This window comes from Streptomyces sp. NPDC017993 (assembly GCF_044328065.1).
Lineage (GTDB): Bacteria > Actinomycetota > Actinomycetes > Streptomycetales > Streptomycetaceae > Streptomyces.
In genome coordinates, this window is the sequence record NZ_JBIRGO010000009.1 from 134,432 (window position 1) to 160,307 (window position 25,876).

Sequence of the window (25,876 nt, forward strand, 5' to 3'; positions counted from 1 at the left end):
CGGGCCCGTAAACCCCGCCGGTCTCAACCGGTCGATGCCCCTGGGAGCGGTGGGACGGTTGTGGCCTCAGGCGCGCAGGGCGGTGTCGAGATCGCGAAGGAACTCGCCCACGCGCCCGCCTCCGGGAGGTGCGGCGGGCATGCGGCCGAGCACCGCGGTGACCGCTGCCGGCGCGTGATGACGCGCCCATTCAAGGGTTCCCGCAGAAACATCCTGGCCTTCCCCGGATGCCCACTCCTCCGCTCGTGACAGCTCTTCCGCTCGTGCGGCATGCGCTGCCGCACCGAGAATGTGCTTCACCTGATGTGCGTCTGCCAGGGGATGAAGGTACGCAGCGGCAGCCGCGTGGCTCGCCGCTCGTGCCGCGTCGCCCGCTGCGGGGGAAGCGGCTTCTCGTGCCGCTCGGAATGCCGCCCAGGCGATCTGCCGCAGCGCGCCCGTGCGCCGCCCGCCCCCGGCGAAAGTGTCTGCCGCATCGAGGGCGTCGCGAGGGCGCGTGTCAGCAGGAAGGTGGTGTTCGTAGATCGACAGCGCCCTGCGGGCACAGTCAGCCGCGTAGCCCGTGATCTCACGAAGTTCGTGTTCGCTCAGCTCAATTTTTTCCGACTCGGTGGGCACGGCTCCATCTTGCCGCAGGTCGCCGATCGCCGCGGAGCCGCTCTCACCCCCGTTCGGCTCCGGCGCGCGCTGCACCGCGCCGGTGGCCGTCAGGACGGCGCAGCCGGCCCCCGGCCTGCAGCCGCAGCCCGTCCGCGGTGATCAGGTCCGAGGTCACGAGCGCCTGTTCCGCCTGCACGTCCGTCATGAAGACGAAGGGGGGCACGACCGGTGGCACCGGAAGGGTGTCCGGGGTGAAGGTCAGGCAGATCACCCCCTCCAGGCAGCCGCTGAACTTGGTGAGGTAGAGCGTCACCTCACCGCTCAGGTTCAACGCGTCGGCACTCAGGTGCAGTTGGGGTCCGCCGTCCCTCGTGGTGAGGCGGTAGTCGGTGAGCGAGGCGGCCTTCATCCTCAGCACCATCGCGGTGAGCGGCCCTTCGGCCGTCGGCACGGTGGTGACGCCGGCCAGCAGGAAGCCCTTCGGTGCGAACAGCGTCGTGCGCACGGTCGGTGGTGTCGGTGGCGCGGGAATCCCGGCCGCCGCTGCCCTCGGGGCCGGGCCTCCGAGGGAGGTGAGCAGCGCGAGGGGCAGCGCGACGGCGAGCGCCTTGCTGCCTGTGCCGTCGCGGGTGGCAGGCCGGTGTGCGGGTGTGGCGTGGTCGGGGGTACGTCCCGGTGTCCAGCCGAACCCCATGGCGCTGCCTGCGATCCCCAGCCCCATCCCCACCAGGAAGCCACCGAGGTTGGTCGCGGCGAAGGAGATCACCGACAGGATCAGTGCGTTGATGCTGACGTAGTGGTGGGCGGACGGGGTGCACCACAGGAACACTCCCGCCACCATCAGCGCCGACCCGATGCCGAGGGCGGCGAGCCCGCCGAGGCCCAGACTCACCAGTACGGTCAGCGGCGACAGCGGGACCAGCAGCAGCTCCGCACCGCCGAGCACCAGCAGGAGCCCGGCCCAGAACGGCCGGGTCCGCCGCCAATGCCGGAAAACCGCGCGTCGTTGCGGCCACGGCAGCTGCCGTTCGAGCCGGGCGCCCCACCGGGCACGCCCGGCGCTCAGAAGCACTTCGAGCCGTCCAGGCGCACGCTCACCCGGAGCCCCTTGAGGCGGAAGTTGCCTCCGGTGGCGGACCAGGCGTGCGACTTGACGCCGGCGACCTCGATGTCCCCGGCCTGCAGACCGAACGCGCCCTTCGGGCCGCTGACTCCCGGTACGGCGTCGAGCGAGGCGGCGTCGCGGCCGATCTGTGCGGTGCCGAAGCGGGCGTCGCCCACCAGGTCCTCGCCGTCGATGACCAGGCTGTCGGCGGTCACCGCACCTGCCCTACCGCCCGCGGTCAGTTTGAACACAACGGTGCCCACCGGTGTCCTGACCTGGGCGGACTGACAGATATCGGTGAGCGTGGCCTTGCCGATGCCGAGCAGGGCGACGGGGTGGCCGCGGCCGTCGGCGTCACGGTCGGTATGGACGTAGGAGGAGAGGCCGCTGCTGGTCAGCTTCTGCGAGGAGACCTGGAAGTGGGTGCCGGACACGGCGAAGGAGGCGGCCAGAGCGCCCTGTGCCATCACCGTCGCCAGCGCGCCCACGGCGAGCACGGCGGGCAGCGCCACCACGGCGCTCTTCTTCCAGGCGGTTCCGCCTTCGGGCGTTGCGGGATCCCTGCTCACTGCGTCCTCCCCGGGGCAGCGATCGACCGGCTCAGGGCGTGCCCCGACAGCCATGGCGGAAGGCCGCCGCGATCCGTGGGGCACGCGCAGCCGTGGACACGTGCGGGTGCGCGAGGGAAGTGCTTCATCGAGACCCTGCGGTACGTACTCCCGCAGGTGTGATGGCCTGTCATACTGCGCGAAACTCTTGGCAGTTGGAGACTAGGGCGAATTTTGAATAATAGTCAACAGCGCGGGACGACCGCTCCGCGAGGCGCTCGCGCCACCGAACGCTCCCAGGCGCGGCGCGCCGAACTGATAGCCACCGGACGGAAGTTGTTCGCCGACACGTCCTACGACGCGCTCTCCATGGACGACATCGCGCGGCAGGCCGGGGTCGCCAAGGGCTTGATCTACTACTACTTCAGCAACAAGCGCGGCTACTACCTCGCCATCATCGAGGACGCGGTGGCCGAGCTGGTCGAGCGGGCGGGCGGCACCCACGACCTGCCGCCCGTGGAACGCGTCCAGCGCACCGTCGACGGCTATCTGCGCTACGCCGAGCATCACCAGGCGGCCTACCGCGCCATCGTCAGCGGCGGCGTGGGTTTCGACGCGGAGGTGCTGGCGATCCGGGACACCGTTCGTGCCGAGCTGCTCGCGACCATCGCGCGGGGCGCCTGGGGGCGGGAGGACATCCCGCCGCTGGCCCGCACCGCGCTGGTCGGCTGGCTGGCCGGCGTCGAGGGCGCCACCCTCGACTGGATCACCGAACGGAAGGTGCCGCGCGAGACGGTGGTGGCGCTGCTGGTGCGCGGCCTGGGGGACACGCTCCGGCTCGTCGAGGAGTACGAGCCGAGCTGGCCGGCGCCGCCCCGCCCGTAGCTGTGAGACGACCCCGCAGCTGTGAGACGAAAGCAAAAGGGGGCGGCGGCCCCTCGGTCCGGTGGGCAGACGCAAGGGCGGGAGGCCGCAGCCTCCCGCCCTCACCACGCACGTACCGCCGCGGCTAGCGGATCGCCTTGATCAGCTCGCCGTTGGAGGTGTCACCGCTCAGCTCCCAGAAGAACGTGCCGCCCATGCCCTGCGCGTCCTTGAAGGCCATCTTCGTGCCGATGGTCTCGGGGGTGTCGTAACTCCACCACTGGTCACCGCACTTGGCGTAGGCGGTGCCGCCCACCTTGCCGGTGGCCGGGCAGCGCCCCTTGAGGTCCTTGTAGTCCTCGATGCCGGCCTCGTACTTGCCCGGCGCCGCGCCGGTGGCGGTGCCGCCGGGCTCGGACTGGGTCACCCCGGACCAGCCGCGGCCGTAGAAGCCGACGCCCAAGAGCAGCTTTCCGGCCGGAATGCCGAGGGACGTGAGCTTCTTGGTGGTGTCGGTGGTGTTGAACCCGGCCTTGGGGATGCCGGTGTACGACGTCAGCGGGGAATGCGGCGCCGTCGGCCCCTTGGCGTCCCACGCACCGAAGTAGTCGTACGTCATCGGGTTGTACCAGTCGACGTACTGCGCGGCGCCCGCGTAGTCGGTGGCCTCGATCTTGCCGCCGGCCGAGGCGTCCGCGGTGATCGCCGCGGTCACGAGGTTGCCCGTCCCGAACTTCGCGCGCAGCGACTTCATGACCTTGGTGAAGGCGTCCCTGCCGCTGGTGTCGCAGGTCAGACCGCAGGCGTTGGGGTACTCCCAGTCGATGTCGATGCCGTCGAAGACATCCGCCCAGCGCTTGTCCTCGACCAGGTCCAGGCAGGACTGGGCGAACGCGTCGGGGTTCTTGGCCGCCTCCGTGAACCCGCCGGACCAGGTCCAGCCGCCGAACGACCAGATCACCTTGAGGTCGGGGTGCAGCTTCTTGAGCTTGCGCAGCTGGTTGAAGTTGCCGCGCAGCGCACCGGCGTCCCAGGTGTCCGCCTTGCCGTCGACACTCTGGTCGGCGGTGTACGCCTTGTCGTAGTCGGCGTAGGAGTCGCCGATCGCGCACTTGCCGCCCTGGACGTTGCCGAAGGCGTAGTTGATGTGGGTCAGCTTGGCGGCGGACCCCGACGTCTCGATGTTCTTGACGTGGTAATTGCGGTCGTAGACACCCCAGTTGGTGAAGTATCCGACGACCTTGCTGCCCGCGGCGGTCGACTGCGTCGTGGTCGCGGCGGCGGGTTGCGTGGCGGTGGGGGCGCCGGCCGGGAGGGCGGTGGCCGATCCGGCGAGCAGGGCGCCGGCCAGCGCCGCCGTACACAGAGTGGTGGCGGCGGCGATCAGCCTGCGCGGCGATCGCATCCGGTGCGGTCTGAGCATGTCGTCTCCTCGGAGGGGGATCGAGGGGTGGAGCCTGACCTGCGTTCCGAATTGGCATGAACGCGTTGAACGTTGGAGCAGAAGGTAGAAGGACTAGACCACTGAGGTCAATGGTTCGGACCAATTTGGTGACGGACGTGCGCGTGGTGGCCAACGGCCGACGGCTGAAGATCAACCCGTGACGTGGGGCCGCCGATCGGGCATACTCCTAGCGCCACAGCTGCAGGTCACCGCCATCCGAGACCCGGAAGGCGATCATCGGGCTCGGCACCACGGAAACCCGGCGTCGCCGCCTCACCCCGCGCGAGCGTCGCCGCAGCGCCCGACAGGGAGGAGAGCGCCGCCATGACCGAGTACGGCCCCCAGCCGGTGGACCGCCGGCTGCCCACGGAGGAAGCCCGCGACCTGATGACGCTCGTACGCGAGCTCATCGAGCGCGAGATCCGGCCCATGGCCGCCGAGGAGGAGGACGCCGGGCACTTCCCGCGCGAGACCTTCCGGCTGCTGTCGGAAGCCGGCCTGCTGTCCCTCCCGTTCGCCGAGGAATTCGGCGGCGGCGATCAGCCCTACGAGGTGTACCTCCAGGTCCTGGAGGAGCTTGCGGCCGCCCGCCTCACCGTCGGCCTCGGCGTCAGCGTGCACACGCTCTCCTGCCACGCGCTGGCCGGATACGGCAGCAAGGAACAGCGTGCCGAGCACCTTCCGGCCATGCTCGGTGGCGGTCTCCTCGGCGCGTACTGCCTCTCCGAGCCCGCGTCGGGCTCCGACGCGGCCTCCCTGACCACGCGCGCCACCCGGGACGGCGACACCTGGACGCTGAACGGCACCAAGGCGTGGATCACCCACGGCGGCGTGGCCGATTTCTATACCGTCCTGGCCCGCACCGGCGGCAGCGGCGCCCACGGCATCACGGCGTTCCTGGTCCCCGGCGACGCCGAGGGGCTGAGCGCCGCCCAGCCCGAGCGGAAGATGGGCATGAAGGGCTCGCCGACCGCTCAGCTGCACTTCGACGGCGTGCGCGTCCCCGACACCCGCCGCCTCGGCGACGAGGGGCAGGGGTTCGCCATCGCCCTCTCGGCCCTGGAGTCCGGCCGGCTGGGGATCGCGGCATGCGCCATCGGCGTCGCCCAGGCGGCGCTGGACGAAGCGCTGGGCTACGCCGCCACGCGCCGGCAGTTCGGCCGCCCGATCGCCGACTTCCAGGGCCTGCGCTTCATGCTGGCCGATATGGCCACCCAGGTGGAGGCCGGCCGGGCGCTCTATCTCAGCGCCGCCCGGCTGCGCGATGCCGGACTGCCGTTCTCCAAGGAGGCGGCGATGGCCAAGCTCTTCTGCACCGACACCGCGATGCGGGTGACCACGGACGCGGTCCAGCTCCTCGGTGGATACGGCTACACCCTGGACTTTCCCGCCGAGCGCTATATGCGCGAGGCCAAGGTCCTGCAGATCGTCGAGGGCACCAATCAGATCCAGCGGATGGTCATCGCCCGCCATCTGGCGGGCCCCGAATCCCGCTGACAGAGCTGAGCGAGCCGACCGGGCTCGCGCTGACGGAATCGCGCTGACGGAGGCCGGGCGGCGCACGCCGCCGCCCTGGCCCACTCGTGCCGTCCGGGCCGGGGCAGGCGTCTGGCTTCCGGTCTGCGCCCCATAGACGTACGCCCGGCTCCCGTGGGGGGAGCCGGGCGTACTTTTCGCCATTCTTCCGCCACAACCCGCCAAGTGGCGGGGGCGCCGACGCGCGGCATCCCCGGCTCCCTCCGCGGCTATGGCCGCCCGCCGGTTCCTGACGTACCGTCAACTGCCGTTGCCCGGAGCACACTCCGGGCCTCGACCGTGCCGACCGCGCGTCCAGGAGGAGACCGTGTCCGACCGCCCGATCGCGCTCGACGAATACCCGATCCACCAGGCCCCGCTGTCCATGCGGCATGTCGCCACCGGCGACCGCAACGCCTACGACCGGTGCATCTTCCACGTCATGGACCACTCGGGCCGCGCCCTGCTCATCGCCGGCCTCGGCGTCTACCCCAACACCGGTGTCATCGACGCCTACGCCACCCTCCGTCTCGGCGACCGGTTGCACGCCGTGCGCGCCTCCGACGCGCTCACCGACGACCGCATGGCACTCACCGTCGGCCCGCTCGGCATCACCGTCGAGGAACCGCTCGAGCGGCTGCGCCTCACCTGCGCCGCGGACCCGGACGACCCGGACGGTCTCGCCTACGACCTGACGTGGACCGCGGCCTTCCCCGCCACCTGGGAGCCCCACCACACCCAGTACCGCGGCGACCGCCTGATGCTCGAAGGGCGCCGCTTCGTGCAGGCGGGCACCTGCGCCGGCACGATCCGCGTCGGCGGACAGGAGATCGCCGTCACGACGGGGGAGTGGACGGGCACCCGGGACCGCAGCTGGGGTGTGCGCCCGATCCCCGGCGAGGACGGCGGGCGCGCCGCGGAGGAGCTGCGGCCCGAGGGCTTTCACTGGGTGTGGTGCCCGGTGCGCTTCGACGACCGCTTCCTCATGGTCATCGTCCAGGAGGACGCCGACGGCCACCGCACGCTCAACGAAGCCACGTCGGTCCGCGCGGGCGCGCTCGACACCCAACTCGGCTGGCCGCACACGGACATCACCTACCGGCCGGGCACCCGTCACCCCGAGCGTGCCGTCATCCACCTCACCGACCGGGACCGCAAACCCCTCGCCCTCACCGCGGAGATCCTCACCTCCTCGCCCCTCGCGGTCGGCGCCGGCTACCTGCCGGCCGACGACTGGCAGCACGGCACCTGGCGAGGGCGCGACTGGACCGACCGCCGCGTCTACGACCTCTCCGACCCCGCGGCCCACCCGCTCGCGGCCTACGGCGTCACCGACCACGCTGCCCGCTTCACCCTCGACGGCCGTACCGGGTACGGCATCTTCGAGCACGGCAGCTTCGGGCGGCACGACCCCAGCGGCTTCACCGGCTACGACTCCGTGGCCCCTGAAGCCGCTCCCGCCGCACCGCGGCCCGCCGGGCAGGAGGAAGCCGGCCGATGACCACCGCGCCCCGCCCCCGGACCACCACCCGCGACCCCGAGGCGCTCACCCGCCGCCTCACCGCCTGGCTCGAAACCCGACTCCCCGGCGCCCGCGCCATCGGGGCGACCGTCCCCGACTCCAACGGCATGTCCAGCGAAACGCTGCTCTTCGACATCGACCATCCCCGCCCGCCGGTCCGCTCCTGCGTCCTACGGCTGGCCGCGGACCCCACGGCGTACACGGTCTTCCCCCGCTACGACATGGCCGGGCAGTACCGCACCATGCGCCTGGTCGCCGAGCACACCGACCTCCCGGTGCCCCGCACCTTCTGGCTGGAGGAGGACCCGGCGCACCTCGGCGCGCCGTTCTTCGTCATGGCGCGGGCCGCAGGACGTGTCCCGCCGGACGTCATGCCCTATACGTACGAGGGGAGTTGGCTGCATGCGGCCACCGACGCCGAACGGGAGCACCTCGAAGCCGCCAGCGTCTCGGTGCTCGCCCGCCTGCACGACCAAGTGCCCTCCGGAGCAGCCGACTTCCTCGCCACGCCCGGCCCGGGATCCGCTCTGCACCGTCACGTCGAGGCCCAACACGCCTACTACGCCTGGGTCGTCCAAGGGCGTCCCCGCTCACCGCTGATCGAGCGCGGCTTCCGATGGCTCGCGGACCACTGGCCGTCCGACCCCGGCGAGACGGTGCTGACCTGGGGAGACGCCAGGATCGGCAATATCGTCTACGACGGTTTCACGCCGGCGGCCGTACTGGACTGGGAGATGGCCGCCCTCGGGCCGCGCGAACTGGACCTGGGCTGGATGGTGTATCTGCACCGCTTCTTCCAGGACCTCGCCGTCGCCGGAGGCCGGCGCGGGCTGCCCACCTTCCTGCGGCGCGACAGCATCGAGGGGCGCTACGCCCGGCTCACCGGGCATTCGCCCCGCGACATGGAATTCCACACCCTTTACGCGGCGCTGCGGCACGCGGTCGTCATGCTGCGGGTGGCCTACCGGCGGATCCACTTCGGCGAGGCGGTCGCCCCCGACGAGCCCGATGCACTGATCCTGCACCGGGACACGCTGGAAGCGATGCTCGCCGGCCGCTACTGGTGAACGCTGCTACGGGTGACCCGCCGGGGACGCCGGACCGGATCAGACCTGGCGGGGCACCTGCGGCTCGATCCGGGTCGGCCGCGTACCGGGCCCTCCGACGTGCGAGAAGGGCTGCCGACGCCAGTCCAGGCCCTCCGGGAGCGTCAGCAGCATGGCCGCGTCCTGCTCCTGGGCGTCCAGGGTGTCGTCGGTCGACGGGGCCTCGGCCACCGGCCGCCCCGACCCCTGGCACACCGTCAGGCCGAACGGGTTCCACGGCGAGGGGCAGAGCGCGTGCTCGGGAAGGGTGTCCTCGTCTGCGAGCAGCGCGATGGGCTGCTCGCAGTCCGGGCAGGTCACGCGGTAGATCTCAATGGTCTCGAATGCTTCGTACGCGTCGTCGTCGCCGGTGGAACCGGGACTGTCGCCCTCCTGGGCGCCGACGTTCGCCGCAGCGGATTCCTGCTTCAGGCGTCGCATGATGTCCATCCCCCTCGGGTGGGCCGGTCGGACCGCTGACTTCCTGTGACGGGCGGCCCCGGCCACCACCAGCAATTCCCCTCATGCCGCGCGCATAATCGCCGCCGCCCCACGGACACGGGGGCGCGTGTGTGGCATTCATCACACTGCACGGTGTGGGGTGTCCACGATCCGGCGCGCGGTGCGCGCACGCGCCCGGGCGCAGTAAGTTGGGCGGGTGGAGGAGTTGGACCGACAAATCGTGGATCTTCTCGTCAAGGACGGGCGGATGAGCTACACCGACCTGGGCAAGGCCACCGGCCTGTCGACCTCGGCGGTGCATCAGCGTGTGCGCCGCCTTGAACAGCGCGGTGTCATCCGGGGCTATGCGGCCATCGTGGACCCCGAGGCCGTGGGGCTGCCGCTCACCGCCTTCATCTCGGTCAAACCCTTCGACCCGAGCGCGCCGGACGACATCGCCGACCGGCTCGCCGAGGTCCCCGAGCTGGAGGCGTGCCACAGCGTCGCCGGCGACGAGAACTACATCCTCAAGGTCAGGGTCGCCACCCCGCTGGAGCTGGAACATCTGCTCACCCGCATCCGCACCCTGGCCGGGGTCTCCACCCGCACCACGGTCGTGCTCTCCACTCCGTACGAGGCGCGGCCGCCCCGCATCTGACCGGGCATCCGACCCCGCGCGCGGCCCCCGCGCGCGCAGGCGGCAAACTGTCCGGTATGAGCGAGCGCACCCCCGACCCGGCCCGTCCCCGAACCGTCCTGCTGCGCGGCGGTGAGGTGCACAGCCCCGCGGACCCCTTCGCCACCGCCATGGTCGTGGAGGGCGACAGTGTCGCCTGGGTCGGCGAGGAGGGTGCCGCCGACTCCTTCGCCGACGGCGTCGACGAGGTCGTTCACCTCGATGGCGCACTTGTCACCCCCGCGTTCACGGACGCACACGTGCACACCACGGCGACCGGCCTCGCGCTCACCGGCCTCGACCTCTCCGGTGCCGCCACGCTGCCCGACGCGCTGGCCCGGATCCGCGCGTACGCCACGGCCCGCCCGGCGGACAAGATCCTCCTCGGCCACGGCTGGGACGCCGCCGCCTGGCCCGAGGGCCGCCCGCCGTCCCGCGCCGAACTGGACGACGCCGCCGGCCGCCGTCCCCTCTACCTCACCCGGGTCGACGTGCACTCCGCCGTCGTCACCACCGCCCTGCTCGACCTGGTGCCGGGCATCCGTGACCGATCCGGATTCCGCCCCGACGCCCCGCTGACCGGCGATGCCCACCACGCGGTGCGACAGACGGCCTATGCCACGCTCGCACCTGCCCAGCGCGCCGACGCCCAGACAGCCGCCCTCGCGCACGCCGCCTCCCTCGGCATCGGCACCCTCCACGAATGCGCCGGCCCGGACATCTCCGGCGAGGACGACCTCACCGCGCTGCTCGCCCTGGCCGCCGAGGGGAACGGCCCGCGGGTCGTCGGCTACTGGGCCGAAATGATCGCAACCGCAAAGGACGCGGACCGGATCCGTGAGCTGGGCGCCGTCGGCGCCGCAGGAGACCTCTTCGTCGACGGCTCCCTCGGCTCGCACACCGCCCACCTGCACGCCCCCTACGCCGACGCCCCGCACACCGGCAGCGCGCACCTCACCGCCGAGGAGGTCGCCGCGCACGTCACCGCCTGCACCGAAGCCGGCCTCCAGGCCGGTTTCCACGCCATCGGCGACGCCGCCCTGACCACCGTCGTCGACGGTGTACGCGCCGCCGCCGACCGCGTCGGCCTGCACCGTGTGCGCGCCGCCCGGCACCGCGTCGAACACGCCGAGATGCTCACCGACGCCACCCTCTCCGCCTTCGCCGATCTGGCCCTGACGGCCTCCGTCCAACCCGCCTTCGACGCGGCCTGGGGCGGCGAAAGCGGCATGTACGCCGCCCGGCTGGGCGCCGACCGCGCACGCACCCTCAACCCGTACGCCGCCCTGCTCAAGGCCGGCGTGGCGCTCGCCCTCGGCTCCGACAGCCCGGTCACCCCGCTCGACCCCTGGGGCACGCTGCGCGCCGCCGTCTTCCACCGCACCCGCGCCCACGGCATCTCCGCCCGCGCCGCGTTCACCGCGCACACCCGCGGCGGCTGGCGGGCCATCGGCCGCGACGACGCGGGCATCCTGGTCCCCGGCGCCCCCGCCGACTACGCGGTCTGGCGCACCGGAGACCTCCTCGTCCAGGCCCCCGACGAGCGCGTCCAACGGTGGTCGACCGACCCCCGCTCCGGCACCCCTGGCCTGCCCGATCTCACCCCCGGCAGCGCCCTCCCGGTGTGCCTGCGCACCGTCGTCGGCGGCCGGACGGTCTTCGGGCGGCCGAACGAGTGACATCGCGCGGCTCCGTGCCGCCCGAGGACGTGCCTGCGGCTACTCGCCCGACCTGCGAAGGCGCGCCACTGACCTGGCCCGACGCGAAAACGACGCAGGCGGAGCACCTGTTGACAGCAGGCGGTCGGCGGCCGGTAGGTTCGGCCGAGTCCACCACAGGACGTCCGATCGGGAGACCTCCGCGCAGTCGTCGAACGCAGCTGGGCCATGGGGCGGGGTGCCACACCGGCACACCGCCGCTGGGAGCCAGGTCCAGCATCAGCGGCCCGACGCGCCGGATTAGTTTCGGCCGGATGGGGGTCCCTCCCTGCTCCCTTCAGAGCGTGGGGGAAGGTGCGACCCGGGTGGGGCCCGGATGCTCAGTAGACAACGGCTTTCGGTCGACCCGCAGCCAGCGGGTCCCAGGTCGGCCCGAAGGGCGCCGGGCCCCGATCCCGCACCACCGCGCGGCCCGTCCGCACCCTCCCGCTGCGCCCTCTACCGCGCGCACCCCGCACCCGCAACCGCGGCCACCCGATGTACGGTCAGCTCACCACCGCACGACCTGAAGGAAGGCGCGACCGTGCCATCGGGTTCCGACACCACCGTAGAAGCCGTCAGCGACACCTCGTCCGACGGCCCGGTGCCGCCCACGGAAGCGGGCTCGGCCGACGCGCAGCGCCGTCCCGGCCGCGCCCGTCGGTTCCTCGCGCTCGCCCGCCGTGCGGCACCGCGCACCGGCCTCGCCGTCGTCTCCGGCGTCGCGCTGGGCTTCGCCTTCCCGCCGTACGACCTGTGGCCGCTGTCCCTCGTGGCCGTGGCCGCGCTCTCGCTGCTGACCCGTGGCCGGAGCGTCCGTCAGGGCGCCTGGACCGGCTTCGCCTTCGGCGTGCCGTTCTTCCTGCTCCTGCTGAAGTGGCTGCACGTCATCGGCTGGGACGCGGTGGTGGGACTCTCCGTCGTCCAGGCGCTTTTCGTGACGCTCCTGGGCGCCGCGCTGGCCGGCACCTCGCGGCTGCCGGCCTGGCCGCTGTGGGCCGCCTGCCTGTGGGTCGCGGAGGAGTGGGCCCGCGACCGCCTTCCGTTCGGCGGCTTCCCCTGGGGACGGCTCGCCTTCGCCAACACCGCCTCGCCCTTCACGCCGCTCGCCGCGCTGGGCGGCGCCCCGCTGGTGACCTTCGCGGTCGCCCTGGCCGGCGCCCTGCTGGCCGCCTGTGCCGCCACCCTGTGGGGGCTGCGGAGCTCGGGCACCCTGCGCCGGGCGATCCCGGCCTTCGAGGCGTTCGGACTGGCCGCCGCCCTCACCGTGGCCGGCGCGGCCGTGCCCGTCCCCACCAAGGCCGACGACACCGTCGACATCGCCGTCGTCCAGGGCAACGTCCAGCAGGCCGGGATGGACTTCCTGGGCCGCCCGATGAAGATCCTCGACAACCACGCCACGGCCACCGAGAAGCTCGCCGCCGACATCAAGGCGGGCAAGGCGAAGAAGCCCGACCTGGTCATCTGGCCGGAGAACTCCTCCGACCTCGACCCGTTCCAGTACCCGCAGGCATACGACCGGATCGACGAGGCCGTGAAGGCGATCGGCGTCCCCGTGCTCGTCGGCGCCCTCGTCGACCACCCGTCCCGGCAGGGCTATGTCTTCAACGAGGGCATCGTCTGGGACCCGAAGAAGGGCCCCGGCGCCTCGTACACCAAGCAGCACCCGGTGCCGTTCGGCGAGTACGTGCCGTTCCGGGAGCAGCTCAGCAAGATCATCACTCGTTTTCAGCGCGTGCCGCGCGACTTCTACCCGGGCGACCACACCGGCGTGCTGAACATCGGCCCCGCCAAGCTCGGTGATGTCATCTGCTTCGAGGTCGCCTACGACGAGATCGTCCACGAGACCGTCGACGCCGGAGCCCGCGCCCTGGTCATCCAGACCAACAACGCCACCTACGGCCGTACCGGCCAGCCGGAACAGCAGCTGGCCATGTCCAAGCTCCGCGCCGTCGAGCACGGCCGGGCCGTCGTCACCGCGGCCACCAGCGGGATCAGCGCCGTCGTCGCCCCGGACGGCACCGTCACCCACCAGATCCCGGAGTTCACCCGGGGCGTGGTGTCCGCGCGCATCCCGCTGCGCGACGAAACGACGCTCGCCGACCGCGTCGGTGCCGCTCCCGAGTGGGCGCTCGCTATCGTTGGTCTTCTGTCCTGTGCCGCCGCGACAGTCATCGGCCGGCGCGGGCGTTCGAAGGACGAGAAGGGGCAGCAGTGACAGACGGCGGTCAGCGGCAGTACGGTCCGCTCGGCACCACCTTGGTGATCATTCCGACGTACAACGAGGCGGAGAACATCAAGCCGATCGTCTCGCGGGTGCGGTCCGCCGTCCCCGAGGCCCACGTGCTCGTCGCCGACGACAACAGCCCCGACGGCACCGGCAAGTTCGCCGACGAACTGGCCGCCTCCGACGAGCAGGTTCACGTCCTGCACCGCAAGGGCAAGGAAGGGCTCGGCGCCGCCTACCTCGCGGGCTTCCGATGGGGCATCGACAACGGCTACGGCGTGCTGGTGGAGATGGACGCCGACGGCTCCCACCAGCCCGAGGAGCTGCCCCGGCTGCTCACCGCACTCAAAGGCGCCGACCTCGTCCTCGGCTCCCGCTGGGTGCCCGGCGGCCGCGTCGTGAACTGGCCCAAGACCCGCGAGATGCTCTCCCGCGGCGGCAGCACCTACTCCCGCATCCTGCTGGACGTCCCCATCCGCGATGTGACCGGCGGCTTCCGTGCCTTTCGCGCGGAGAGCCTCGAGGGCCTCGGCCTGGACGAGGTCGCCTCCCAGGGCTACTGCTTCCAGGTCGACCTCGCCCGCCGTGCCGTCCGGGCCGGCTACCACGTCGTCGAGGTGCCGATCACCTTCGTCGAGCGGGAGCTGGGCGACAGCAAGATGAGCCGTGACATCGTCGTCGAGGCGCTGTGGCGGGTCACGGCCTGGGGCGTCGGGTCCCGCGTGGGCAAGATCCGCGGCCGCTGACGACAGCTCTCCCTGCCCTTTCGGTCGGGGACCGAGCAGCGACGCGTGGGCGGACGGTCGACAACGCGTGACCCTTAGGGGTCTGCGCGCGCGGGGCCAGGCACACTTGAGGCATGACGTTCGGAGCCACGCCATCGCCGAGTCCCCGCCCGCCCAAGCGTTCACGCGCCCGCAGGTTCGTCCCGTTGGGCATCGCCGCCTGGATGGTGCTGGAGATCTGGCTGCTGATCGTGGTCGCCGGAGCCACGAACGGCCTGACGGTCTTCCTGCTGCTGCTGGCCGGCGTGATCGCCGGGGCCTATGTGATCAAGCGGGCCGGCCGCCGCGCCTGGAAGAACCTCACCGAGAGCCTGCAAGCAGGCCGTGATCCCGCGGCGCCCAAGGACCCGGCGACCGGCGGCAGTGGCAACACCCTGCCGATGCTCGGCGGTCTGCTGCTGATGGTGCCGGGCCTGGTGTCCGACGTGCTGGGCCTGCTCTGCCTCTTCCCACCGACGGGGAAGCTGCTCCACCACCGCGCGGAGAAGGTGCTGAACCGGCGGGCGGCCTACGCCCCGGGGACATTCGGTGACGCCTTTCAGCAGGCCCGCATGCGCCGCCCGGACGGCAAGGTCGTCCAGGGCGAGGTCATCCACGACGACGAACCGCCTGCCCCCCGGCGCCAGGACCCGCCGCTGACGGGCTGAGGGCCGCGAACAGGCAAAGGCCGGGCCACCGCGCTGTGCGGTGGCCCGGCCCTTGTACGTGCTGTCGTGCCTAAGGAAGTCCGGTTGTCAGGCGGACTTGCGGTTGCTGTCGCGCGGATGCACGGCAATGTTCATGGTGCCGGAGCGCAGGACGGCCAGCCTTTCGGCCAGCACCTCCTCCAGCTCCTCGCGGGTGCGCCGCTCCATGAGCATGTCCCAGTGCGTACGCGCGGGCTTACCCTTCTTTTCCTCAGGGCCATCGCCATCCACCAGGAGGGAGGGTGCACCGCAAACCTTGCACTCCCACTCCGGCGGAATCTCGGCCTCAACCGAGAACGGCATCTCAAATCGATGGCCGTTCTGGCATGCGTACTCCACCGCCTGGCGCGGAGCCAGGTCGATGCCGCGGTCGGTCTCGTAGCTGGTCACCACGAGTCGCGTGCCGCGAAGAGCTCGCTCACTCATGAATCGTGCCTCCCGGGCTTGTCGCCCACAGGACAGGTGTCGCTGTCGTCGTCATCCGGTCAACGTCCGGTCGGCGGTGAAGATTCCCGTAAACGGGATGCGCCCACCCGTCGCCCACCACCGCCCGTGACGGAGGCGCTGTGCGCCGCTGCCTTCCTTCGTGCCGCCCCTTGTTGTACCCACCAGCGCCCGGTTTGTCACATCTGGCAGCAGATGTCACCCAGCGCCTTGTTTCGTTGAGCGCGCAGTAACGGTCCGCCTGGTGAGCCAAAGGCGTACACTACCGCCCCGCGCGCCCCGAACCTAAATCCGGTCCGGGACAGGATTCCCCGCCTCGGCGATCGCCCGGCGCAGCGGCACTCTCGCCAGCAGAACGAAGCCGATCGCGAAGAACGCCACCAGGGACAGAATGGCCACCCGGTAGCTTCCGGTCAGCTGATAGGCCACCCCGAACACCAGGGGCCCCAGCCAGCTCACACCCCGATCGCTGATCTCGTACGCGGAGAAGTACTCCGCCTCCTTGCCGCGCGGGATCAGATGGGAGAACAGCGACCGCGACAGCGCCTGGCTGCCGCCCAGCACCAGGCCGATCCCGACCGCCAGCGCGAAGAACCAGCCGGGCGCCCTCGCGGGCAGAAAGTAGCCCGCCGCGATCGTGAGCGTCCAGGCCACCAGAGAGCCCAGAATCGTCCGCCGGGCGCCGTACCGTCGGGCGAACCGACCCATCACCAGCGCACCCGCCGCGGCCAGCACCTGCACCAGCAGGATCGCCACGATCAGCGTCGTCTGGTCCAGACGCAGCTCCTCGGAGCCGTACACCGACGCCTGGGTGATCACCGTCTGCACCCCGTCGTTGTAGACGAGATAGGCCAGGAGGAAGGACAGCGTGAGGGGATGGCGGCGCATGTCGCGCAGCGTCTCCCGGAGCTGCTGTCGGCTCCGGCCGCCCGGCGACGCCGATCCCGCCGCGATGGCCGTGCCCACCTCGCTCGGCAGGCCACTGCCCACCGCGTACCGGTCACGCAGGCGGCGCAGCGGTATCACGGTGAAGATGCCCCACCACAGGCCCGCGGTGGCCAGGCAGATGCGCACCGCGGTCCCCTCGGAGACGCCGAAGGAGTCGTGCCCGGCGAACAGCACCAGATCGACGACGAGCACCAGCGCCCCGGACGCGTAGCCGAACGCCCAGCCCCGGGAGGACACCGCGTCGCGTTCCTCGGGCTCGGCTATCTGCGGCAGGAAGGAGTTGTAGAGCATCATCGCCACCACGAACCCGACATTCGCGATGATCAGCAGCGCTCCGCCGAGCAGATAGCGCTCACCGCCCAGGAAGAACATCCCGGTGGTCGCCGCCGCGCCCGCGTACGCGCAGAAACCCAGCAGCGGCTTCTTCCGGCCGGTGCGGTCGACCAGCGCCGCGGCGAGCGGCATCGCGAGCACGGCCACCAGCAACGACGCCGAGACCGCGTAGGCGAAGAACGAGCCCGCGCGCACCGGCACACCCAGTGGGTGCACGAAACCGTGGGCGTCCGCCGCGGCCTTCGCCACCGACGTCAGATAGGGCCCGAGGAAGACCGTCAGGACGCTCGTCGAGTAGACGCTGTTGGCCCAGTCGTACCAATACCAGCCGCGTTGTTCGCGGCGCCGGTCGTCCGCCTCCGCCACGCCCCCGGCCACAGTCTGCGCGCTCACCGGCACACCCCCGTATCCCTCTCCCCGTGGCACGGCGGACAGCCGCCGGTCCTCAGACCCAGCAGCCCCGCCCGGCGAGCACCGTGCGCAGGGTGTCGATCTGATCGGTCATGATGCCATCCACCCCGAGGTCCAGAAGGGCCGCCATCCGATCGGCGTCATTGACCGTCCACACATGGACCTGCATGCCGAGCGCGTGCGCGGCGCGCAGGAACAGCCGGTCGACGACGGGGATGCCGGAATGTCGTTCGGGGACCTGTACGCACACGGCGCTGCGCCGCACCGCCGCACCGAGAAGCCGGTCCAGTGGCAGCGATCCGCGGCCGTAGGACCGCATGCGCAGGCCGGCCACGCCGCCCGTGCCGAGGGAGGTCGCCATCCGCCGGCCCGCCAGCCGCTGTGCCCGGCCCACCCGGGCCTCGGAGAACGACCCGACGCACACACGGTCCCAGGCGTCGGTGCGGCGCAGCAGGTCGAGGAGGGGGACGAGAGCGGCCTCGGCCTTGAGGTCGACGTTCCAGCGAGCTTGCGGGAACTCCTCCAGGAGGTCCTCGAACAGCGGCAGCGGCTCCCGGCCCGCCACCCGGGCCCGGCGCACCGCACGCCAGGGCAGCGCGCGGATCTCGCCGCGACTGTCGGTGACCCGGTCCAGGGTCGTGTCGTGGAAGGCGACCAGCTTCCCGTCCGAGGTGGCGTGCACATCGGTCTCCAGGTAGCGGTAGCCGCGGTCCACCGCCCGCCGGAAGGCGACGGCGGTGTTCTCCAGGCCGTCCGCCGCCCCGCCCCGGTGGGCGAAGGGGAGCGGGGCGGGGTGGTCGAGGTAGGGGTGGCGTATGCCTGGCTTCCGGATCACTCGGGAAGTATCGCGTGCTCCTTGCGCGCCGGAGCACGGGCCACCACGGGTGACGGCGGACCGGGCAGGCCCTTGATCGCGAAGTGGCGGAGGAAGAACTGGGCGAGCGGCCCGATGGCCAGCGCGTAGACCACCGTCCCCACCCCCACGGAACCGCCGAGCAGGAATCCGGCCGCGAGCACCGCCACCTCGATCAGGGTCCGCACCAGCCGCACCGGGCGGCCGGTGCGCAGGTGCAGTCCGGTCATCAGGCCGTCGCGCGGGCCGGGGCCGAAGCGGGTGGAGATGTACAGGCCGGTCGCGGCGCCGTTGAGGAGGACGGCGAACGCCAGCAGCGGGATTCGGGCGCCGAGTCCGTGCAGCTCGGGCACCACGGCCAGCGTCGCGTCCATCACCACCCCGAGGATCACCACGTTGGAGACGGTGCCGAGCCCGGGACGCTGGCGCAGCGGGATCCAGAGCAGCAGGATCAGTGCGCCGGACACCACGGTCACCATGCCGATCGACAACCCCGTATGACGGGATATGCCCTGGTTCAGCACGCTCCAGGGCTCCAGCCCCAGCTCGGCCCTGAGCATCAGCCCCATGCTGACCCCGTAGAGCACCAGCCCCAGATAGAGCTGGATCAGCCGACGCGGCAGCAGCCGGCGTCGAGCGACGGATTCCTCGGTGATGGACACGACGCGTCCCCCTCCTGGCACGATTGGACTGACGCATGACACCATGTGGCATGTTCAGGCTTACGAAGTAGAGCCAATTCGGGGAAGGTGGACTGATCTTCATGGCTCAGTGGACTTCGGCGGTAGGCGCGCCCCAACTCGCCCGACTGCTCCGGTCACAGGACCCGCGGGACGCCGAAGCCCTCGGCGGGGGGCGGCGGTTGCCCGCCTACCGCAGCCTCGCCGACGGCGTCCGCCTGCTCGTCCTGGAGGGCCGGGTGCCGGTCGCGGCGCGGCTGCCCGCCGAGCGGGAGCTGGCCGCCGCGTTCGGGGTCAGCCGTACCACCGTCGCCGCCGCCTACGAAGCCCTGCGCGCCGAAGGGTTCCTGGAGTCCCGGCGCGGCTCCGGAAGTTGGACCGCCGTCCCGGCCGGGAACCCCCTGCCCACCCGGGGCCTGGAGCCGCTGCCGCCGGAGGCCGCCGGCTCCATGATCGACCTCGGCTGTGCCGCCCTTCCGGCACCCGAGCCCTGGCTGACCCGCGCCGTCCAGGGCGCCATGGCCGACCTGCCGCTCTACGCCCACACCCACGGCGACTACCCGGCCGGCCTCCCCGTCCTGCGCCAGGCCCTCGCCGATCGCTATTCCGCCCGCGGCATCCCCACCATGCCCGAACAGATCATGGTCACGACCGGGGCGATGGGCGCGGTCGCCGCGATCTGCCGGCTGTGTACGAGCCCCGGCGAGCGGGTGGCCGTCGACTCCCCGTCCTACGCCAACATCCTCCAGCTGATGCGGGACGCCGGCGCCCGGCTCGTCCCGGTGGCGCTCGGTGAGCGGCTGGCCGGCTGGGACATCCCCGTCTGGCGTCAGGTGATGCGCGACGCGGCCCCTCGCATGGCGTACGTCGTCGCCGACTTCCACAACCCCACCGGCACCCTCGCCACCGAGGACCAGCGCCGCCGCCTCGTCGATGCCGCGCGCTCGGCCGGCACGCTGCTCGTCGTCGACGAGACGATGACCGAACTCCAGCTGGACGCCGAGCCCGACCCGCCCCGCCCCGTCTGCGCGTTCGACCCGGCGGGCAGCGCCGTCATCACCGTCGGCTCGGCCAGCAAGGCGTTCTGGGCCGGGATGCGGATCGGCTGGGTGCGGGCCGCACCGGACATCATCCGCAGCCTGGTCGCCGCCCGCGCCTACTCCGACCTCGGCTCGCCGGTGCTCGAACAGCTCGCCATCGCCTCGCTCCTGGAGACCGGCGGCTGGGAGCAGGCCGTCGAGATCCGCCGGGAGCAGGCCCGGGAGAACCGCGACGCGATCGTCGCGGCCCTGCACCGGCACCTGCCCGACTGGGAGTTCAGCGTCCCCCGCGGCGGACTGACCCTCTGGGCCCGTACGGGCGGACTCTCCGGTTCCCGTATCGCCGAGGCGGGGGAACGGCTCGGCGTACGGGTCCCGTCCGGCCCGCGGTTCGGGGTCGACGGTGCCTTCGAGGGCTTCGTGCGGCTGCCGTTCACGGTCAGCGGCGCGGTCGCCGACGAGGCGGCTGTCCGACTGGCCGGCGCCGCCCGCCTGGTCGCGACGGGCGCCCCGGTCGAGGCCGAGGTGCGGCACCCGTTCGTCGCCTGAGGGACAGCGGTCCGCCGGGGCACCCTGCGGCGCGGGTGGCTGGTCGCGTGGCGCGCGTGGTCGCGCCCACCGGGGGCCGGCCGTCCGCGTCCGATCAGCGGTGGCCTGCTCCCGGGAGGGGGGCCGGCTCGCCGAACGTCGTCTGTTCCGCGGGGGCGGCGGGCTTGGAGACGGCTACGGCGCCGGGTGTGATCCCGCCGGCCGGAACGGTGTGCTCGGGCAGCAGCGCCATGACGGCCTGCCGGTGTGCCTCGCTCGTGGCCTCGTCGAACGGGTCGGGCGTGGCCGGTACTTGCAGCCGCAGGACCGGACCCGTGCCGAGCCGCGCGTAACCCCGGCCCGGCGGCACCTCGGCGGTGGGTGTGGTGTGCGGCGGCGCCCCGAGCACCGCACGCACCTCTTCTGCCGTGGCGGGGCCGAGCACCACACGAGCCTTGGTGTGCGCCCGTACCGGCTCGCTCAGCAGTTCCGCGCCCTCGAACTGATCGGCCACGATCACCGTGACGCAGGCCGCCCGGCCGTGCCGCAGCGGTACCTGGAGCAGGCGCTGCGGATCGTCGCGCCCTTCCGCGGTCGCGAGATGCGTCAGCGCCGTGGGGCGGTCCGCGATGATCCACAGCGGACGCCGGGTGTCCTCCGGCGCGGACCGGCCGGCCTGCCGCGCCCGGTTCGCCGAGATCAGCCGGCGCTCGGTCTCGTGCGAGGCCCACTGCAGCGTCGCCGTCGCGCCCGAGAGACCGCTCTCGACGCCCAGCACTCCGCTGCGCCCGGCCAGGCAGGCGTACTCGCCGGTCCCGGTGCCGTCGATGATCAGCACATCGCCGTCCTCCAGGGCCTGGAGCGCCAGCGAGCGCAGCAGGGTGGTGGTCCCCGACCCGGGCTGCCCCAGGGCGAGCAGATGCGGTTCGGTGGACCGCCGGCCGGTGCGCCAGACCACCGGCGGCACATCCCGCGTCTCCGCCGCGGCGGTGACGGGCAGGGTCCGCCGCACGGTGTCGGGGTCGGTGAAGCCGAGAACGGTCTCGCCGGGTGAGGTGACGAAGAGCTGCGCCGCGATATCGGTGGGCAGCGCGCCCAGGACGGTCAGGACGAGCTGGTTGGCCTCCTCGTCCCAGGCGAAGTGGTATTCCCGGCCGCGGCCGGACTTCGCGTGCAGGACCTGCTCGATGCGAGCCCGGGACCGCTCCTCGCCATCGGTGAAGTACGTCGGGTACTTCAGCTGGAGGCGGGCGAGCCGCCCGTCGTCGTCGAAGCTGTACTCGGTGAAGACCTGCTCCCACTCGCCGTTGTGGGTGTAGAGGGGGACCGGGTCGCCTTCGACGGTGAAGTACGGCACCAGCGCTTCGTAGAGGGCACGCAGCCGGTTCGTCTCCGCCTCCGTGGGACCCGTAGGGGCGGGATTGCGGTCCCGCCCCGCCCAGGCCGCCGCTCCCATCACCGCGATGAGTGCGAGCAGCGGCCCGAAGGGCGCGAGGGCCACGACCAGGACGCACGCGGCGACGAAGAACAACAGCGGTCCGCGACGTTCCTTGGGCGTCTCGGACCAGCGCCGCCCGGCGGCGACGGCCAGCCGGCGCACTCCACGGCTGATCGTGATCAGCGGGTGGAAGACGTCGGAGGCGCTGTCGGCGGCGGTACGCGCGAATTCGCGGCCGCGCGTGAGCGGTGCGCTGTTGGTCAGGATGCGGGGCAGGGGGCGCCGAGCCACATCTGTCTCCTGTTGTTCGTGCGGTGGTCGTGAGCGGCTCGGCGTGGGATGCGAGCCGGGGAACATGCGGCTGAGGGAACGGGCCGGACGGGACATGGCGTGGCCCGGTCGGCCGTTACCCCCACACCGAGCTAGATCTTCAGTCCTCCTAGGAGGCTCGCCAGACTCGCGCCGCCGGCCTTGATGCTGGGCGCGATCGCCGAGCCGGCGAGGTAGAAGCCGAAGAGCGCGCAGACGAGCGCGTGGGACATCTTGAGGCCGTCTTTGCGGAAGAACAGGAAGACGATGACGCCGAGCAGGATCACGCCGGAAATGGACAGAATCATGGGGGTTCTCTCCTGGGTGGTGGGGACGGTCACCATGAGTTCTTCCAGCCTCACAGCAAGTATCAAGCCCGCAAAAGCTGCGTTTGGGTGATTTATCGTTGAAACCCCCCAAACGGGCGCTGTGGTGAGGCACCCTGTCGTCCCCTTGTGCTCCGCGTGTCGCGGCCCCACCCCGCCGACCCGGCACAATCGTGGGGTGTCGAAGAAGAAAACGCGCCGCTCAGCCGCTGTCACACCCGCCTCGCCCTGCCCCTGCGGACGCGCGGAGACCTACCGCGAGTGCTGCGCCCCCTTCCACCGGGGAAGCGCCGCGGCACCGACCGCGGAGCGCCTGATGCGCTCGCGCTACAGCGCCTTCGCCGTGGGGGACGCCGGATACCTGCTGCGCACCTGGCACCCCTCGACCCGCCCTGAGGGCCTCGACTTCGAGCCCGCGCAGCGGTGGACCGGACTGGACATCCTCGGCACGACGGGCGGCAGCGCCTTCCACGCCGAGGGCACCGTGGAATTCCGCGCGCACTACTCGCTGCACGGTGACACCGGCAGCCAGCACGAGAACAGCCGCTTCGTCCGTGAGGACGGGCGGTGGGTGTACGTGGACGCGCTGCCGGGGGCCTAGCGGTCGCTGGAGCGTCGGCGGCCCGGCCGTGCCAGGCCCGCTACCGGCCGCGCAACTGCTCGATCTCGCGCCGGTCCCGCTTGGTCGGGCGGCCCGCGCCACGATCGCGGTGCGCGATGACCGGCACCTCCTCGCGCGGCGGGGGCGGCGGACTGTTGTCGACGAAGCACTCGGCGGCGACCGGCGCGCCCACCCGCTTGCGCACAAGGCGAGAGACGACCACGATCCGCTCCCGACCGGCGTGCCGCAGCCGGACCTCGTCGCCGATGCGCACCCCGTGGGCCGGCTTCACCCGCTCGCCGTTGACGCGTACGTGCCCCCCGCGACAGGCCGTGGCGGCTGCCGAGCGCGTCTTGGTGAGCCGCACCGACCAGATCCAGCTGTCGATGCGGGTGGTGCCCTCGTCTGAAGCCATGACAAAACTCTAGAACCTCGCGGCGGCGCCGGTGGCTCCGGCGGATGTTCTCAGGCGGATGTCTTCTTTCCGGACTTCTTGGGCGTGGTCTTCTTCGCCGCTGTTTTCTTGCCGGTGCTCTTGGCCGTGCTCTTCTTGGCGCCGGATGTCCCGGACGCGGCGCCGCCCGCGGAGGACGTGGCCTTCGCCCGGCCGCCGGACGCCTTGGGGGCGGACGCCGTCTTCTTCGCCGTGGAGCCGGTGGTCTTGCGGGCCGGTCCCGCATCCGCTGTCGTCCGCTTCGCCGCGGACTTCTTCGCCCCGCTCTTCCCGGCCGTGTCCGCCGGGCTCTTCTTCGCCGTCTTGCGGCCCCGAAGGGATGTCACCGAGGCCGACGCCGCCTCCCCGCCCCCGGCGGAGGATGCGGCCTCATCGCCATCCGCCCCGCCCTGGGCCGCCCGCACGCTCTTCTCCAGGGCCGCCATCAGGTCGATGACCTGCCCACCGGCCGGTTTCTCGGGCGCGACCGGCTCACCGCCCTCCAGCTTCGCGCTGACCAGCTGCTCGACGGCCTCGCGGTAGTCGTCGTGGAGTTCGGCGGGGTCCAGCTCACCCAGGGAGTCCATCAGGGTCTCGGCGAGCTTTAGCTCGTTCTCCCGGATCGCGACGTCCTCGGGCGCGATCCCGGTCGCGGGCCGGATCTGGTCGGGCCACAGCAGTGCGTGCATCACGAGTGCCCCGTCGTGCGGACGCAGCATCGCCAGCGTCTCCCGCCCCCGCATCGCCACCTTGCCGATCGCGACCTTCCCGTGCTGCTCCAGCGCCTCCCGCAGCAGCGTGTACGGCTTGGCCGCGGCCGCGCCGTTGGGGCCCAGGTAGTAGGACTTGTCCATCTGGAGGGGATCGACTTCGTCGGGGTCGGCGAACGACAGGATCGTCAGCGTCTTCGAGCTCGGCAGCGGCAGCCGGGACAGGTCCTCGTCGGTGATGGGCACGATGGTGTCGTCCCCGGGGACCTGGTAGCCCTTGCCGACCTCCTCGTTGAGGACCTCGTTCCCGTCCAGCTCACAGATCTTCCGGTACTGGACCTGCGCGCCGTCCTTCTCGTGGATGCGCACGAAGGACACCGACGATGTGCGGTCGGTGGCGCTGTAGGTCTTGACGGGGATGGTGACCAGGCCGAACGAGATGGACCCATTCCAGATAGATCGCATACTTCATCCCTTGTGTGGGATTCTCATCGTATGTCGCCGATCACCGTCGTGGAGGGGCGGCGCCTCTCGCTGACCAATCTGGACAAGGTCCTCTATCCCGAGACCGGCACCACCAAGGGCGAGGTGCTGCACTACTGGACCACCACCGCAGACGTGATCCTCCCGCACCTCCGCGACCGGCCGCTGTCCTTCCTGCGCTTCCCCGACGGGCCCGACGGCCTCCGTTTCTTCACCAAGAACCTGCCGCCCGGGACGCCCTCCTGGGTGAAGACCTGCGAGGTGCCCCATACGAGTGGGGAGTCCACCCAGCAGGTCCTGCTGCCGGACCTCTCCTCGCTGGTCTGGGCGGCGAACCTGATGGTCGAATTGCACGCACCCCAATGGACCTGCGACGCCCCGGGCTCCGCGGACCGGCTCGTCTTCGACCTGGACCCCGGTGAACCGGCCACCATCGTCGAGTGCTGCGCCGCCGCCCGGTGGCTGCGCGACCGGCTGGCGGCCGACGGCTTGCACGCGTACGCCAAGACCAGCGGGTCCAAGGGCCTGCACCTCGTCGTCCCCATCGAGCACACGTCCTCGGAACACGCCACCGCCTACGCCAAGACGCTCGCCGTCGAGGCGCAGACGGCGCTGCCGGATCTCGTCGTGCACAAGATGACCAAGGCGCTGCGCCCCGGCAAGGTCTTCATCGACTTCTCCCAGAACGCCGCCGCCAAGACGACCGCGGTCGCCTACACACTGCGGGCCCGCGCCACGCCCACTGTCTCCACCCCCGTCACCTGGGACGAGGTCGCCGACTGCACCGCACCTGATCAACTGTCCTTCCTGTTCAGCGACATCGCTCCCCGGCACGAGCGCCACGGCGATCTGCTGGCGCCGCTCCTCGACGCCCGACGGGCCCGCCCGCTCCCGACGGCCTGAGCGTTCCGTCCCAGAGGCGTGATCTTTCCCGCACCGGAGCGTCGTCCGAGGGGCCCGAACCTCGCCGGGACGCGTCATAGGTTGACCACCATGGTGGAGAGAACAACGGACGACACGATGCCGCTGCGATCGCCGGACCGGCGCTTATCCGGGGAGGCTGCCGGCCGCGTCGAGCCGCCGGACGGCGGACCGGGCGCACGGCGGCGCCGGCATGCCGCGCCGAAGGGCGGCCGCAAGGGCG

At 71.7% G+C, this 25,876-nt stretch carries 25 protein-coding genes; 12 read left to right on the plus strand and 13 right to left on the minus strand.

The features are described from left to right. Window positions 1-66: 66 nt before the first annotated feature. From ACH4FH_RS18415 to ACH4FH_RS18425, 3 genes are read right to left on the minus strand one after another with little or no spacing between them, the layout of a single operon-like run. Window positions 67-618, minus strand: coding sequence for a putative immunity protein (locus tag ACH4FH_RS18415; RefSeq protein WP_398556900.1), 552 nt, complete (start codon window positions 616-618; stop codon window positions 67-69). A gap of 43 nt (window positions 619-661) precedes the next feature. Continuing rightward, window positions 662-1,672 carry a DUF6114 domain-containing protein gene (locus ACH4FH_RS18420; protein WP_398556901.1) on the minus strand — a complete coding sequence of 337 codons (1,011 nt, stop codon included), beginning with the start codon at window positions 1,670-1,672 and terminating at the stop codon, window positions 662-664. After that, window positions 1,663-2,172: a DUF6230 family protein gene (locus tag ACH4FH_RS18425; RefSeq protein WP_398557109.1), complete on the minus strand. Its 510-nt coding sequence runs from the start codon at window positions 2,170-2,172 to the stop codon at window positions 1,663-1,665. Before ACH4FH_RS18425 ends, ACH4FH_RS18420 begins: the two co-directional genes overlap by 10 nt. A gap of 315 nt (window positions 2,173-2,487) precedes the next feature. Here ACH4FH_RS18425 and ACH4FH_RS18430 point away from each other — a divergent pair, with 315 nt between their 5' ends. Beyond that, window positions 2,488-3,138 (plus strand): TetR/AcrR family transcriptional regulator, encoded by a 651-nt coding sequence (locus ACH4FH_RS18430; protein ID WP_398556902.1) that lies wholly within the window; start codon window positions 2,488-2,490, stop codon window positions 3,136-3,138. 124 nt (window positions 3,139-3,262) lie between these two features. Here the strand turns inward: ACH4FH_RS18430 and ACH4FH_RS18435 are convergent, their stop codons facing one another. Beyond that, on the minus strand, window positions 3,263-4,540 hold the full coding sequence (locus ACH4FH_RS18435) for a glycoside hydrolase family 18 protein (RefSeq protein WP_398556903.1): 1,278 nt from the start codon (window positions 4,538-4,540) through the stop codon (window positions 3,263-3,265). A gap of 345 nt (window positions 4,541-4,885) precedes the next feature. On the opposite strand from ACH4FH_RS18435, the gene ACH4FH_RS18440 reads away from it, so the two are divergent. From ACH4FH_RS18440 to ACH4FH_RS18450, 3 genes are all read left to right on the plus strand, one after another. Then, window positions 4,886-6,058: an acyl-CoA dehydrogenase family protein gene (locus tag ACH4FH_RS18440; RefSeq protein ID WP_398556904.1), complete on the plus strand. Its 1,173-nt coding sequence runs from the start codon at window positions 4,886-4,888 to the stop codon at window positions 6,056-6,058. Between the two features lie 346 nt (window positions 6,059-6,404). Then, window positions 6,405-7,577 (plus strand): hypothetical protein, encoded by a 1,173-nt coding sequence (locus ACH4FH_RS18445; RefSeq protein WP_398556905.1) that lies wholly within the window; start codon window positions 6,405-6,407, stop codon window positions 7,575-7,577. Beyond that, a complete protein-coding gene (locus ACH4FH_RS18450; protein ID WP_398556906.1) occupies window positions 7,574-8,665 on the plus strand; it encodes a phosphotransferase family protein in 1,092 nt (363 codons plus the stop codon). The genes ACH4FH_RS18445 and ACH4FH_RS18450 overlap by 4 nt, the downstream gene beginning before the upstream one ends. 39 nt (window positions 8,666-8,704) lie before the next feature. On the opposite strand, the gene ACH4FH_RS18455 is transcribed toward ACH4FH_RS18450, so the two are convergent. After that, on the minus strand, window positions 8,705-9,133 hold the full coding sequence (locus tag ACH4FH_RS18455) for a hypothetical protein (RefSeq protein WP_398556907.1): 429 nt from the start codon (window positions 9,131-9,133) through the stop codon (window positions 8,705-8,707). 208 nt (window positions 9,134-9,341) lie between these two features. On the opposite strand from ACH4FH_RS18455, the gene ACH4FH_RS18460 reads away from it, so the two are divergent. The 5 genes from ACH4FH_RS18460 (at window position 9,342) to fxsA (ending at window position 15,156) form a co-directional block, all read left to right on the plus strand. After that, complete coding sequence (locus ACH4FH_RS18460) at window positions 9,342-9,782, plus strand: Lrp/AsnC family transcriptional regulator (RefSeq protein WP_026170119.1); 441 nt, start codon at window positions 9,342-9,344, stop codon at window positions 9,780-9,782. A 56-nt stretch (window positions 9,783-9,838) separates the two neighbouring features. Continuing rightward, the gene (locus ACH4FH_RS18465; protein WP_398556908.1) at window positions 9,839-11,479 is read left to right on the plus strand and encodes an amidohydrolase; all 1,641 of its coding nucleotides are present in this window, start codon (window positions 9,839-9,841) and stop codon (window positions 11,477-11,479) included. A gap of 562 nt (window positions 11,480-12,041) precedes the next feature. Continuing rightward, window positions 12,042-13,715, plus strand: a complete 1,674-nt coding sequence (gene lnt, locus ACH4FH_RS18470; RefSeq protein ID WP_398556909.1) for an apolipoprotein N-acyltransferase — start codon at window positions 12,042-12,044, stop codon at window positions 13,713-13,715. After that, window positions 13,712-14,470, plus strand: coding sequence for a polyprenol monophosphomannose synthase (locus ACH4FH_RS18475; RefSeq protein ID WP_398556910.1), 759 nt, complete (start codon window positions 13,712-13,714; stop codon window positions 14,468-14,470). Before lnt ends, ACH4FH_RS18475 begins: the two co-directional genes overlap by 4 nt. A 113-nt stretch (window positions 14,471-14,583) precedes the next feature. Beyond that, on the plus strand, window positions 14,584-15,156 hold the full coding sequence (fxsA, locus tag ACH4FH_RS18480) for an FxsA family membrane protein (protein WP_398556911.1): 573 nt from the start codon (window positions 14,584-14,586) through the stop codon (window positions 15,154-15,156). Window positions 15,157-15,243: 87 nt separating this feature from the next. Here the strand turns inward: fxsA and ACH4FH_RS18485 are convergent, their stop codons facing one another. The 4 genes from ACH4FH_RS18485 to ACH4FH_RS18500 form a co-directional block, all read right to left on the minus strand. Further along, entirely contained in the window at window positions 15,244-15,621 is a 378-nt protein-coding gene (locus ACH4FH_RS18485; RefSeq protein WP_026170122.1) for an RNA polymerase-binding protein RbpA, read from the minus strand. Window positions 15,622-15,924: 303 nt separating this feature from the next. Further along, the gene (locus ACH4FH_RS18490; RefSeq protein WP_398556912.1) at window positions 15,925-17,313 is read right to left on the minus strand and encodes an MFS transporter; all 1,389 of its coding nucleotides are present in this window, start codon (window positions 17,311-17,313) and stop codon (window positions 15,925-15,927) included. A 52-nt stretch (window positions 17,314-17,365) separates the two neighbouring features. Further along, on the minus strand, window positions 17,366-18,166 hold the full coding sequence (locus ACH4FH_RS18495; protein WP_398556913.1) for a glycerophosphodiester phosphodiesterase: 801 nt from the start codon (window positions 18,164-18,166) through the stop codon (window positions 17,366-17,368). Next, entirely contained in the window at window positions 18,163-18,753 is a 591-nt protein-coding gene (locus tag ACH4FH_RS18500) for a YitT family protein (protein WP_398557110.1), read from the minus strand. Before ACH4FH_RS18500 ends, ACH4FH_RS18495 begins: the two co-directional genes overlap by 4 nt. A 194-nt stretch (window positions 18,754-18,947) precedes the next feature. On the opposite strand from ACH4FH_RS18500, the gene ACH4FH_RS18505 reads away from it, so the two are divergent. Further along, window positions 18,948-20,453 carry a PLP-dependent aminotransferase family protein gene (locus ACH4FH_RS18505; protein WP_398556914.1) on the plus strand — a complete coding sequence of 502 codons (1,506 nt, stop codon included), beginning with the start codon at window positions 18,948-18,950 and terminating at the stop codon, window positions 20,451-20,453. Window positions 20,454-20,547: 94 nt separating this feature from the next. Here ACH4FH_RS18505 and ACH4FH_RS18510 read toward each other — a convergent pair whose 3' ends face one another. Continuing rightward, entirely contained in the window at window positions 20,548-22,161 is a 1,614-nt protein-coding gene (locus ACH4FH_RS18510; protein ID WP_398556915.1) for a hypothetical protein, read from the minus strand. A 131-nt stretch (window positions 22,162-22,292) separates the two neighbouring features. Further along, entirely contained in the window at window positions 22,293-22,487 is a 195-nt protein-coding gene (locus tag ACH4FH_RS18515; protein WP_393896812.1) for a hypothetical protein, read from the minus strand. Window positions 22,488-22,683: 196 nt separating this feature from the next. On the opposite strand from ACH4FH_RS18515, the gene ACH4FH_RS18520 reads away from it, so the two are divergent. Next, on the plus strand, window positions 22,684-23,106 hold the full coding sequence (locus tag ACH4FH_RS18520) for a YchJ family protein (protein ID WP_398556916.1): 423 nt from the start codon (window positions 22,684-22,686) through the stop codon (window positions 23,104-23,106). A gap of 40 nt (window positions 23,107-23,146) precedes the next feature. Here the strand turns inward: ACH4FH_RS18520 and ACH4FH_RS18525 are convergent, their stop codons facing one another. Then, window positions 23,147-23,521: an RNA-binding S4 domain-containing protein gene (locus ACH4FH_RS18525; protein ID WP_398556917.1), complete on the minus strand. Its 375-nt coding sequence runs from the start codon at window positions 23,519-23,521 to the stop codon at window positions 23,147-23,149. Window positions 23,522-23,571: 50 nt separating this feature from the next. Beyond that, the gene (locus ACH4FH_RS18530; RefSeq protein ID WP_398556918.1) at window positions 23,572-24,714 is read right to left on the minus strand and encodes a Ku protein; all 1,143 of its coding nucleotides are present in this window, start codon (window positions 24,712-24,714) and stop codon (window positions 23,572-23,574) included. Window positions 24,715-24,744: 30 nt separating this feature from the next. Here ACH4FH_RS18530 and ligD point away from each other — a divergent pair, with 30 nt between their 5' ends. Then, window positions 24,745-25,635, plus strand: coding sequence for a non-homologous end-joining DNA ligase (gene ligD / locus ACH4FH_RS18535; protein ID WP_398556919.1), 891 nt, complete (start codon window positions 24,745-24,747; stop codon window positions 25,633-25,635). The last annotated feature ends 241 nt before the right edge of the window (window positions 25,636-25,876 follow it).